We start from the raw sequence: 10,558 nt of genomic DNA, 5'->3' as shown, positions 1-10,558 counted from the left end.
GACAAGACCGCCGCCACCTACGCCACCAAGCTCACGCGCGACTGGCTGAAAGACCACGGCGTCTGAAGTCGCGGCGCCTCAGGCCGGTCCCAGCATCTGGCGGGGATCGACCCAGGCGTCGAAGTCGGCGGCGCTGACGCCGCCGACCGCCAGCGCGGCGTCCCTCAGGCTGAGGTCGTACGCGCTGGCGTGCCTGGCGATCTGCGCGGCGCGGTCGTAGCCGATGTGCGGCGCGAGCGCCGTCACCAGCATCAGCGAGCGGCCCAGCAGTTCCTGCACCCGCGCGGCGTGGGCCTCGATGCCCTCGACGCAGTGCGCTGAAAAACTCGCCATCGCATCGGTCAGCAGACGCAGGCTGTCGAGCACGTCGTAGGCGATCAGCGGCTTGTAGACGTTCAGCTCGAAGTGGCCCTGGCTGGCCGCAAAGCCGATCGCCACGTCGTGGCCCATCACCTGGGCACACACCATGGTCAGCGCCTCGACCTGGGTCGGGTTGACCTTGCCGGGCATGATCGAGCTGCCGGGCTCGTTCTCCGGCAGGCGCAACTCGCCCAGCCCGGCGCGCGGACCGCTGCCCATCAGCCGGATATCATTGGCGATCTTGGTCAGCGCCACCGCCAGCAAGCGCAACGCGCCATGCAGGCCGACCAGCGCCTCATGCCCGGCCATGGCCGCGAACAGGTTGTCGGCCACGCAGAACGGCTCGCCCAGGCGCGCCGCCAGCACCGCTGCCACCCGGGCGCCAAACTGCGGGTGCGTGTTCAGCCCGGTGCCGACCGCCGTGCCGCCGATGGCCAGCGCCTGCACATGCGGCAGCGCCTGCTGCAGCGCGGCCTCGGCCAGCGCGAGTTGCGCGGCATAGCCACCAAACTCCTGGCCCAGCGTGACCGGCGTGGCGTCCTGCAGGTGCGTGCGGCCGATCTTGACCGTGTCGGCAAAACCGTCCGCCTTGACCTGCAGCGCCTGCCGCAGCCGCGCCAGCGACGCCCGCAGCGGGCGCATCTTCAGCGCCACCGCCACGTGCATGGCGGTGGGGAAAACGTCGTTGGACGACTGGCCACGGTTGACGTCGTCGTTCGGGTGGACGCGCTGCGCCAGTGCGGTGGACGCCAACGCGGCGACCACCTCATTGACGTTCATGTTGCTCTGCGTGCCCGAGCCGGTCTGCCACACCGACAGCGGAAACTGCGCGTCGAACTCCCCGGCGGCCACGCGGGCAGCGGCGGCGGCGATCGCCTCGGCCTTGACCGCGTCCATCAGGCCCAGGTCGCGGTGAACCTCGGCCGCTGCGCGCTTGATCTCGGCCAGCGCATGCACCAGTTCCAGCGGCATGCGCTGCGCGCCGATGGCGAAGAAACGCCGGCTGCGCTCGGTCTGCGCGCCCCAGAGGGCGTCCAGTGGCACCTCGATGGGGCCGAAGCTGTCGGTTTCAGTGCGGGTGGTGGGGGTGGTGGGCATGGGGTGGTCCGGGTGCATGAACGGTCTTCAGACCTGTACACGCTACACCCGCCACCTCTCGGCAGGCCGTTTTCACGGCTGCACGTTCTTGCGTTTTCAGGGCCTGAGGTAGACAAAACCTTCGCGCGCCTGGAGCCGTGCCACCTCGGCCACGCCCGAGGGCACGATGCTGGCTTCCATCACGACCTTGTCGCGGTCAATGTGGCGCGTCACCAGCGTGTTGCTGCAGACGCGGAACTGCACGCCCCGGTTGGCCAGTTCGCCAATCGGCCCGGCGTACAGCCGGCCCTGGGCGTCTTGCGCGCCATCAAGCAGGAACTCGATGCCCGGGCCGTGCGTGACGACCACGATCCGTGCCGTCGGGTCGGCGTCCAGGTGGTTGCGGATGTTGTTCATGGCCCGGCTGGCCTGCGGCAGGCCTTCCATCAGGTGATAGACCGCCTGGATGGGCGTCTCGGCCGCCTGGGTCAAGGCACCGATCAGCAGTCCCATGGTCAACAACGCCGTCCGCAGCAGATTCTTCACAGCAGGCTCCTGAGGGTCACTGGCCAGTCTGAATGCCGCGCAGCGCATCCTGCTCGACATTGAGATAGGTCTGGTACGCGTTGCGGCGATTGGCGGCCTCGAACGCGGGCAGGTGCACAAAGCGCGACCAGTCGATGCGGCGGTAGGCGGCGTTGAAATCCAGCCCCTCCTCGAACGCTGCGGCGATCTGCCCGCGCAGGTAGACCAGGTAATCGCGGGTCAGCGCCAGGTCGGCCTCGCCTCGGGTGGACGCCACGCCGTGGCCGCCGATCACCACGCGCGGCTTGAACTGCAGCACGCGGTCGAGCGCGGCAATCCAGGCGCCCACATCGGCATCGGCCACGAAGGGAATGCGCCCGGCAAAGACCAGGTCGCCAACGAAGAGCACGCCGTCTTCCTCGACCAGCATCATCAGGTCCTCGGGCGTGTGCGCCGGGCCGGCGTGGATCAGGCGGAAGGTCAGCCCACCCAGCGTGAAGCGGGTGTCTTCACCCACATAGCGGTCCGGCGGCACGACCCGCGTGCGGGCGTTGACCCAGGGCGCGAGCGACTGGCGCCGCTCGGCCAGCCGCGCCACCGGCGCCTCGCTGGCCAGGTAGTCGCGCACCCGCACATGCGACCAGACCTCGACCCCCGGCGCCTGGAAGGCCTGTACGCCGTAGAGGTGGTCGGCGTGGTAATGGCTGATGACCACGCGCCGCACCGGCTGTGGCGTCACGCCGCCGATCACGGTCTGGAGCTGCCGGCCGAGCGCGGGCGTGCCCAGCGCATCGAACAGCACCACGCCATCTGATGTGACGACGAAGCCGGCGTTGGAGTTGAAACCCTCGTTCTCCGCCGAGATCACACCCGACTGGCCCAGCACGTAGTAGCAGTGCGGGGACACCTGCAGCGGCGCCATCGGCACGCTGACGGGCTCGAACTCGGCGTCAGCCGATGCCGCCCCTGCAGCGACGGCCCGCACCGATGGCACCAGGCCCGTCAGCAGCCCGGCGGCGAACACGCCGAGCGCACGCCGCCGCCCGGCACGATCTGCGGCAGCGTCACAGGCTTGGCACATCTCGGAGCAGCCCGATCAGGCCAGGCCGGGGTTGCCTTCGACGCCCACCAGCCGGGGCTGGTTGAGCTTGCGCGGCTGGATGACCTTCTGCGCCTTGAGGTAGGTTTCCATCACGTCCCAGATCGGCGTGCCCTGCGCGCCTTCGGCCACCGGCGCCCAGCCGCCGACCTTGTAGGTCTTGCCGGCCTCGATCAGCTTGCCCTTGAGGCGCATGTCCGAGATGCGCGCGCCCGATTTCGCGTTCGGCGTGCAGGTGTACTCCAGCCCGCCCACGCGCACCATGTCGCCGCCCTGCTGGTAATAGGGGTCAGGGTTGAAGAGGTTGTCGCAGACGTCTTCCAGAATGGTCTTGATCGTCTCGCCCGTCATGTCGGTGAGCGTGGTGGCCGGGTAGGTGATGGCGACTTGGTCCATCATCAGGTCGCGCGTGATCGGCTGGCCCGGCAGCAGGCTGGTGCCCCAGCGGAAGCCGGGCGAGAAGGCGATCTCCGCGCCCTTGACGTCCATGATGGCGTCGACGATCAGCTGGTCCCAGGTGCCGTTGAAGTTGCCGCGCCGGTAGAGCAGGCCCTCGTTGACGGCCAGCACCTCGTCGAGCTTGTTCTTGTAGGGCGCGCGCACCTTGTCGATCAGCGCCTGCATGGCGCGGTCGGCCGGCAGCAGGTTGGCGAAGACCGGCAGCAGCTTGTAGCGGAAGTCCATCACCCGGCCGTCGCGCACGTCGAAGTCCAGCACGCCCAGGAACTTGCTGTTGGAGCCGGCGTTGGTGACCAGCGTCTGGCCGCTGGCGTTCTTGACCACGCTGGGCGCGGGCATACCGTCGTGGGTGTGGCCGCCCAGGATGGCGTCGATGCCGCGCACCCGGCTGGCCATCTTCAGGTCCACGTCCATGCCGTTGTGCGACAGCACCACCACGACCTTGGCGCCCTTGGCGCGCACCTCGTCGACCATCTTCTGCATGTTCTCGTCCTGGATGCCGAAGCTCCAGTCCGGGACCATCCAGCGCGGGTTGGCGATCGGCGTGTAGGGGAAGGCCTGGCCGATCACGGCCACCTTGACACCGTTCATCTCGCGCAGCGCATAGGGCGCGAAGACCGGGTCGCCGAAGTCGGTGGTCGTGACGTTCTGGGCCAGGAACTCGATCTGGCCCTTGAAGTCCTTCTCGACGATCTCCTGCACCCGCTTGGCACCGAGCGTGAACTCCCAGTGCGAGGTCATCAGGTTGACGCCCAGCAGCTTGCAGGCATCGACCATGTCCTGGCCCTGCGTCCACAGCGCGGTGGCCGAGCCCTGCCAGGTGTCGCCCCCATCGAGCAGCAGCGCGTGCGGCCGGCTGGCGCGCACCTGCTGGACCAGCGTGGCCAGGTGCGCAAAACCGCCGACACGGCCGTAGGTGCGCGAGGCCTGCTCGAAGTCGAGGTAGCTGAACGCATGTGCCGCCGCCGTGCCGGGCGCCATGCCGAAGGCCTTCAGCAGCTTGTCGCCCACTAGGTGCGGCGCGCGGCCCAGCGCGCCGGCCACGCCGAGGTTGACACTCGGCTCGCGGAAGTGGATCGGCAACAACTGCGCGTGGCAGTCGGTGAAGTGCATGAAGCTGACGTTGCCGAACTTCGGCACGTCGTAGAGCTTTTCACCCGCGCCGGCCTGGGCGGCCAGCACCTGCGGGCTGTCCAGCGTCATGCCGGCGGCAGATGCGGCAGCCAGCAGCTGCAGAAATTCACGGCGACCCAGGCTCATGGTGCTGCCCCTTGTTGGCTTGGTTGGGTCATTGGTTGACGGGGGACTTGGGGTCGAGCAGCAGCGCCATCACGTGGCGGATCTGGGCTTCGCTCAGGATGCCCATGTGGCCGGCGCGCGGCATGTTGGAGCAGGCGTTGTAGGCCTTGGCGTTCCAGATCTTGCCCCAGGTGTACTGGACGATGGGCTGGCTCTCGGGCGCCTTGGGGTCGGCCACGCCGCGCAGCTTGCCGTAGTTCCACAGGCTCGGGCCGATGGTGCCGAAGGAGATTTCCTTCTTGTCGATCTGGTGGCAGTTGTAGCAATTGCCGCCGTTGGGCGTGCCGGCCGCGTCGGTCCAGGTCAGGCCGCGACCGCTCTGGGCGATGGCCTCGCCCTGCTTCCAGTCGCCCAGGTACTGGCCGTCACTGGGCCAGCGGACCGCCTTGAGGTTGGCTTCTTCGAGCGCGCTGCGGGCCGCTTCCAGCGTCTTGTCGCTGGCCGCCCCTTCTTCGGAGCAGAGCTTCTGCGTGGCGTCCTGGTCGAGCCGGGCCAGCGTGGCCTGGCCGTTGGCCTGGAAGCCGGCCTTGATCATGGCGTCGAAGCGGGCTTGCAGCGGCAGCTCCTGCGGTGCGGGGGCAGCGCAGCCGGCCAGCAGAACGGCAGCGAGGGCTGAGTAGTACTTCATGCGATGTCTCCTGCGACTCAGCGCTTGATGCCGGGCGTGGCCATGACCGCACCGTTGGACTGCGCGGCCATGAAGTAGGACAGCGCGATCGTCAGGTCCGAGCCGTAGACCGGCTCGGGAAAGCGCTGCTGGCGGAAGCAGTCGTTCAGGCGGTGCTGCATCGACCACATCTGGCCGTTGCTCACCCGGTAGGCCGGCCAGGTGGTCCAGCCCTTGGCGGCGCCTTCGGGCGTGGTGATGTTGGGCAGGTCCTGCAGGCGGATGCGCCGGCCCTCTTCGCCGTGGCAGGCCGCGCACGAGAAGTCATGCGGCCCGGCCTGCATGAAGAAGGCCTTGCGGCCCAGCGCCAACATCTCTTTTTCCTTGGCATGGACCGGCTTGACCGTGACCTTCATGCCCTTGGACTCGGCCGAGATGTAGGTGGCCAGCGCCACCAGATCGGCCTTCTTGCCCTTGCCGAACGGCGTCTTGACCAGCTCGGCCTCATCGAAGCCCTGCAGCGTGCTCATGCAGGTCATCAGGCGCGATTCCAGGTCCTGCACCCGGCCGGTGTCGGCAAAGTAGCGCGGCAGTTGCGCATAGGCGCCCTTGACCACGCCCGGCCCCAGGCCGAGGTCGCACTTCTGCAACGTGGCGTTCCTGGGGCCGTCCGCCTGCTGCCACAGCCCTTCGCCCTTGGCTTCGTAGAGCTCGGCGGGGTTGCCGTCGGCAATCATCTCGCGGTACTTGGCGATCTCGTCGGTGGCGCTTTGCGCCAGGGCGGACGAGGCCAGTGCGGCCAGACAGGCCGTGGTCAGCAGGCGCTTCATGGTGGTTTCCTCAGGCGATGACAGCTTCGTCGGTGCGCTTGTCACCCTTGTTGTCGGTCCAGCTGACGCTGACCTTCTCGCCCGCCTTGGCGCCGCGGAAGCGGAACTGCAGGAACGGGTTCTGCGACACCGCCGGGCCCCACTTGGCCGTCAGCACCGTGCGGTCGCCATGCTTGGCCACCACGTCGGAGATGTAGTGCGCCGGGATGGTCTTGCCGGCGGCGTCCTTGCGCTGGCCGGTTTCCATCACATGGGCCATCAGCACGCGGACTTCAGTGGCGCCGTCCTTGAATTGGGCGCGGATGCGCATCGGGTCTGCCATGGTGTTCTCCTTGAGTCTCGAAATCGATCAACCGCCGCAGCCACCGAGGGTGACCTTGGTTTCCTTGAAGGTGGAATAGAGCTTGCCGTCGGCACGCACCACGGCATAGACGTTGGTGCTCTGGCCCATCTTGACGCGGGTGGCCACGAAGGCATCGGTGCCCTCGGGCAGCACGAAGCCCGCCGTCAGCGGCGTCGGGTTCTTCTCGACCACGATGTAGATTTCCTGCGTCTTGGGCAGGTTGCTGGTCACGGCGATGGGCACCACGGCGCCGTTCTCGGCGATGTCGGGCGAGGTGATGCTGACCTCCTTGCTGTCGACCGGCGTGCCGCCCAGGGCCTTGAGCACTTCATCCATGGTCTTGGCTTCGTAGGCGGAAGCGTCCGCCGCCGCCAGCGCCTGCTGGTGGGTCAGCAGACCGCAACTCACCAGGGCGGCCCAGACGCCGCCTTGCTTGAGGAGATCGCGGCGTGAGGTCTGTTTCATGGGAATTCCTTTCAGTGCTTCAGTCGGAGAGATGTTTTTTCAACGGGCGCCGTCGGCCAGCCACTGCGCCATCGCACGGGCCTCAGCTTCCTTCAGCTGCGCCTGCGCGGGCATCGGGATGGACCCCCAAACGCCCTGGCCGCCCTTGCGGATCTTGCCGGCGAGATAGTCGACCGCATCGGCGCGGCCCTGGTACTTCGTGGCGATGTCGCGGAAGGCCGGACCGACGATCTTGTGGGTCACGCCGTGGCAGGCGGTGCAGGCGTTGGCCTTGAGGAGTTGCTGCACGTCCGGTCCGGCCGCTGCGGCCGACGCCGGCTTCGCAGCAGGCACGGTCGCGGCGGCAGCCGGCGCGGCCAGGCCGACCTTCTGCGCCCGGGGCGGCTGGCTGGTGTCGGTGCCACGCGCCGGGCCGAAGCCGCGCGCCTGCTCAGCCAGGTTGCCGTGGGTGTTGCGGGCAAAGTCGGGCAGGCTGGAAGTGATGCTGGGATGCTCCAGCGGGCAGTCTTTCATGCACAGCGCGTTCTTCACGTCGCCCTTGCCGTGCGTGCCCCACATGTCGCGGTAGAACACCTTGCCGTTGCGGTTGGGCATGCGCGCCTGCACCTGGGCGATGTTCTGGTCGCTCAGCGTGAAGTCCGCCGGCACGATCTCGCCGAGGTTGAGGATGTAGGCCAGCACACCGTAGACCTCGTCGGTCGTGAGCGACTTGGGCGCGTTCCAGGGCATGGCGCGGTTGATGTAGTCCCACAGCGTCGACACCGTGGAGACCTTCATCAGCGTGGTGCGCTGCGGGTAGTCCGTTGCGGGCCAGGTTGGCGACGCGGCCGGTCTCGATGTCCTTCTTGGTGGTGCCGCCGGCAATCGGCGTGAACACCTCGTTGGACTCGCCGAAGGCACCGTGGCACGACGCGCACTTTTCTTCCCAGATGCGTTCGCCCTGGCTGACCGAGCCGGCGCCCCGGGGCAGGCCGGCAAAGTCCGGGCGCACGTCGATGTCCCAGGCCTGCACCTCCGGCGGGCGTGGCGGTGCGACCGATCTGGCGCATGGCGTCGGTGGACGGGGCGACGGCAGGGGCAGCGGGTGCAGCCTGGGCCACCGTTCCCAGGGTGGACAGCAGCAAGGGCAGCGCCAACTGGCGCAGGCGGGCAAGGGTGGGCATGGGTTTCATCTGGGGTCTCCGGGCTCAGTAGATCTGCACGTTGGAGACTTCGCCGTTCTCACCGACACGCCACGACTGGATCGCGTTGTTGTGATAGATCGACTTGGTGCCGCGCACCGCCCGCAACTGGTTGATCTTGGGCTGCACGTAACCGGTCTCGTCCACAGCGCGCGACTGCAGCACGGCCGGGCCGCCGTCCCAGACCCAGTCGATGTTGAAGCGGGTGAAGGCCTTGCTCAGGCTCGGGCCTTCCAGGCGCGCGGTGCGCCAGTTGCGGCCGCCGTCGGCGCTGACATCCACGCGCTTGACCTTGCCCGCGCCCCGACCAGGCCAGGCCGGTGACGTTGTAGAAACCCTTGTCCAGCCAGCGTCTGCCCGCCCGAGGGCGTGGTGATGACCGACTTGCACTCCTGCATCGAGGTGAACTGGCGGTGCGTGCCGTCGGGCATCAGGTCGATGTAGTGCACCTCTTCGTCCTTGGTGTGGTACGGCATGTCGCCCACCTCGATGCGGCGCAGGTACTTGACCCAGCTCACGCCCTGGATGCCCGGCACCACCAGGCGCAGCGGGTAGCCGTTCTCGGGTCGCAGCATTTCGCCGTTCATGCCCCAGGCGACCATCACGTCGTCGAGCGCGTTTTCCATCGGAATGGTGCGCGTCATCGACGAGCCGTCGGCGCCCTCGGCCAGCACGTAGCGGCCCTTCTTGAGGTCGGCGCCGCACAGCTCCAGCAGCGTCGACAACTTCACGCCGGTGAACTCCGAGCACGACACCATGCCGTGCGTGTACTGCACCGACGGCACGGCCGAGTTGGCCCACTCCATGGCGCTGTTGGCGCCGCATTCGATGAAGTGGATGCGCGAGATCGACGGCAGCCGCATCAGGTCGTCCATCGTGAAGACGCGCGCTTGCTTGACCAGGCCGTTGATCATCAGCCGGTGCTGCGACGGGTCGATGTCCCACCAGCCCTGGTGATGCCGCTCGAAGTGCAGCCCACTGGGCGTCAGGATGCCGAACATCGACTGCAGCGGACAGAACGACACCGACGCCTGCGACACCCGCGTCAGCCCCGGGCTTTCGCGCCGCTGGATCGACTTTTCCCACTTCGACGGCAGGCCGTAGCCCAGTGCCGCCACCGGGTTGCCCAGGCCCTTGGTGTGCTCGGGCAGGTTCAGGATGGCGGGGTCGCCATCCCCTGACACGGCTGCGCGCGCCGCCCCCGCCACCATGGCCGTCGCCCCCGCCCCCATCGCCAGCGCCCGGCCCATGAAGCTGCGCCGCGCCTTGCGGGCCTGCTCCAGTTGTTCATCCGACAAGTGGCCCTCGGGGGCTTTGAGGATGCGGCCGGACATCTGCGGGGGGCTTGGGTTTCATGTCTTGTCTCCGTCAGCGGGGGTCAGCTCAACTCGTTGATCACGTCGTTGAAGCTGCGTTTGAGGTCTTTGTTCTCATCGAGCTCGCCTGCCACGCGAATGCACACCGTGCGGCAGATCTCCGTGAAGGCGCTGTCGCCCACGCGGTAGAACATCTGGTTGCTCTCGCGCCGCCGCGTCACCACGCCCGCCTGGTAGAGCAGGCCCAGATGGCGCGAGACATTGGGCTGGGTCGAGCCCGCTTCCTCGGCAATCTGATTGACCGATTTCTCGTCCTGACAGATCGTGTGCATGATGCGCAGCCGGGTCGGGTCCGCCAGCAGCGAGAAGTAGCGCGCCACCGACTCGAACACTTCATTCATCTCATCCATGACGATTTCCAAGTGATTCAAAGCGGTGAGTTTGCTTGATTGAACATAAGCATATGCGTTTATGCTTATATTCGCATTCGGGTTTTTCCCAGCAGCCGGCTTGACCAATCACGATTTCAATCGGCGGGTGGACAACGCCAACCCTTCTCTCACCCCGCTGAGCCCTGCGCTGGGACGCCGTGCCGGCGCCATTTCCGTCGTGCTGTTCTCGCAGGAAGGCTGCAGCTTCTGCGCCACCGTTCGCCAGCACTACCTGCGCCCGCTGGCGCTCCAGGGCCCGGCCGACATCACGGTGGCCGAGGTCGAGATCGGCAACGCCCAAACCATGATCGACTGGCATGGCGCCCGCACCACACAAGCCGAACTGGCACGCGCCCACGGCGCGCGCTTCGCCCCCACGGTGATGTTTTTCGGTGCCACCGGCCGCGAACTCGCGCCGGCCATCGTCGGCCTGTCACGCGACTTCTTTGGTGCGTACCTGGACGCCCGCATCGCCCAGGCGCGCACGGCGGCCCGATCGGCCGCGGGCTGATCTCGCGCATCACGGCGCCGGCACGTCGGCCTTCCAATCCCTGTTCCGAGGAGAC

At 67.7% G+C, this 10,558-nt stretch carries 10 protein-coding genes and 2 pseudogenes; 1 reads left to right on the top strand and 11 read right to left on the bottom strand.

Annotated features, from left to right (window positions below):
* Nucleotides 1-78 precede the first annotated feature (78 nt).
* The 11 genes and pseudogenes from fumC to AC5IG3_RS14070 form a co-directional block, all read right to left on the bottom strand.
* On the bottom strand, nucleotides 79-1,458 hold the full coding sequence (fumC, locus tag AC5IG3_RS14120; RefSeq protein ID WP_491906932.1) for a class II fumarate hydratase: 1,380 nt from the start codon (nucleotides 1,456-1,458) through the stop codon (nucleotides 79-81).
* 96 nt (nucleotides 1,459-1,554) lie between these two features.
* Nucleotides 1,555-1,950, bottom strand: coding sequence for a DsrE family protein (locus tag AC5IG3_RS14115; RefSeq protein ID WP_491906939.1), 396 nt, complete (start codon nucleotides 1,948-1,950; stop codon nucleotides 1,555-1,557).
* Nucleotides 1,951-1,999: 49 nt separating this feature from the next.
* The gene (locus tag AC5IG3_RS14110) at nucleotides 2,000-3,043 is read right to left on the bottom strand and encodes an MBL fold metallo-hydrolase (protein WP_491906931.1); all 1,044 of its coding nucleotides are present in this window, start codon (nucleotides 3,041-3,043) and stop codon (nucleotides 2,000-2,002) included.
* Nucleotides 3,044-3,058: 15 nt separating this feature from the next.
* On the bottom strand, nucleotides 3,059-4,780 hold the full coding sequence (gene soxB, locus AC5IG3_RS14105; protein ID WP_491906930.1) for a thiosulfohydrolase SoxB: 1,722 nt from the start codon (nucleotides 4,778-4,780) through the stop codon (nucleotides 3,059-3,061).
* Between the two features lie 28 nt (nucleotides 4,781-4,808).
* Nucleotides 4,809-5,447 carry a sulfur oxidation c-type cytochrome SoxX gene (gene soxX / locus AC5IG3_RS14100; protein ID WP_491906929.1) on the bottom strand — a complete coding sequence of 213 codons (639 nt, stop codon included), beginning with the start codon at nucleotides 5,445-5,447 and terminating at the stop codon, nucleotides 4,809-4,811.
* Between the two features lie 17 nt (nucleotides 5,448-5,464).
* Nucleotides 5,465-6,256, bottom strand: a complete 792-nt coding sequence (soxA, locus tag AC5IG3_RS14095; RefSeq protein ID WP_491906928.1) for a sulfur oxidation c-type cytochrome SoxA — start codon at nucleotides 6,254-6,256, stop codon at nucleotides 5,465-5,467.
* A 10-nt stretch (nucleotides 6,257-6,266) separates the two neighbouring features.
* Nucleotides 6,267-6,578: a thiosulfate oxidation carrier complex protein SoxZ gene (gene soxZ, locus AC5IG3_RS14090; RefSeq protein ID WP_491906927.1), complete on the bottom strand. Its 312-nt coding sequence runs from the start codon at nucleotides 6,576-6,578 to the stop codon at nucleotides 6,267-6,269.
* 27 nt (nucleotides 6,579-6,605) lie between these two features.
* The gene (gene soxY, locus AC5IG3_RS14085) at nucleotides 6,606-7,064 is read right to left on the bottom strand and encodes a thiosulfate oxidation carrier protein SoxY (protein WP_491906926.1); all 459 of its coding nucleotides are present in this window, start codon (nucleotides 7,062-7,064) and stop codon (nucleotides 6,606-6,608) included.
* Between the two features lie 39 nt (nucleotides 7,065-7,103).
* Nucleotides 7,104-8,227, bottom strand: a pseudogene (locus tag AC5IG3_RS14080) (c-type cytochrome).
* A 24-nt stretch (nucleotides 8,228-8,251) separates the two neighbouring features.
* Nucleotides 8,252-9,579 (bottom strand): annotated as a pseudogene (gene soxC, locus AC5IG3_RS14075) (sulfite dehydrogenase).
* A gap of 44 nt (nucleotides 9,580-9,623) precedes the next feature.
* Nucleotides 9,624-9,971 (bottom strand): ArsR/SmtB family transcription factor, encoded by a 348-nt coding sequence (locus tag AC5IG3_RS14070; RefSeq protein ID WP_491906925.1) that lies wholly within the window; start codon nucleotides 9,969-9,971, stop codon nucleotides 9,624-9,626.
* 127 nt (nucleotides 9,972-10,098) lie between these two features.
* Here AC5IG3_RS14070 and AC5IG3_RS14065 point away from each other — a divergent pair, with 127 nt between their 5' ends.
* Nucleotides 10,099-10,503, top strand: a complete 405-nt coding sequence (locus AC5IG3_RS14065; protein ID WP_491906924.1) for a thioredoxin fold domain-containing protein — start codon at nucleotides 10,099-10,101, stop codon at nucleotides 10,501-10,503.
* The last annotated feature ends 55 nt before the right edge of the window (nucleotides 10,504-10,558 follow it).

The sequence above is a fragment of the Leptothrix sp. (in: b-proteobacteria) genome (assembly GCF_965250675.1).
GTDB lineage: Bacteria > Pseudomonadota > Gammaproteobacteria > Burkholderiales > Burkholderiaceae_C > Sphaerotilus.
The sequence above is the reverse complement of the archived record's forward strand: the minus strand, read 5'-3'. Positions and strand labels throughout refer to the sequence as shown.

Coding starts and splice junctions, on each gene's coding strand:
- soxY (WP_491906926.1), bottom strand. CDS start 7,064: ATGAAACAGACCTCACGCCGCGATCTCCTCAAGCAAGGCGGCGTCTGG.
- AC5IG3_RS14110 (WP_491906931.1), bottom strand. CDS start 3,043: ATGTGCCAAGCCTGTGACGCTGCCGCAGATCGTGCCGGGCGGCGGCGT.
- AC5IG3_RS14115 (WP_491906939.1), bottom strand. CDS start 1,950: ATGGGACTGCTGATCGGTGCCTTGACCCAGGCGGCCGAGACGCCCATC.
- soxZ (WP_491906927.1), bottom strand. CDS start 6,578: ATGGCAGACCCGATGCGCATCCGCGCCCAATTCAAGGACGGCGCCACT.
- AC5IG3_RS14070 (WP_491906925.1), bottom strand. CDS start 9,971: ATGGATGAGATGAATGAAGTGTTCGAGTCGGTGGCGCGCTACTTCTCG.
- soxA (WP_491906928.1), bottom strand. CDS start 6,256: ATGAAGCGCCTGCTGACCACGGCCTGTCTGGCCGCACTGGCCTCGTCC.
- soxB (WP_491906930.1), bottom strand. CDS start 4,780: ATGAGCCTGGGTCGCCGTGAATTTCTGCAGCTGCTGGCTGCCGCATCT.
- fumC (WP_491906932.1), bottom strand. CDS start 1,458: ATGCCCACCACCCCCACCACCCGCACTGAAACCGACAGCTTCGGCCCC.
- soxX (WP_491906929.1), bottom strand. CDS start 5,447: ATGAAGTACTACTCAGCCCTCGCTGCCGTTCTGCTGGCCGGCTGCGCT.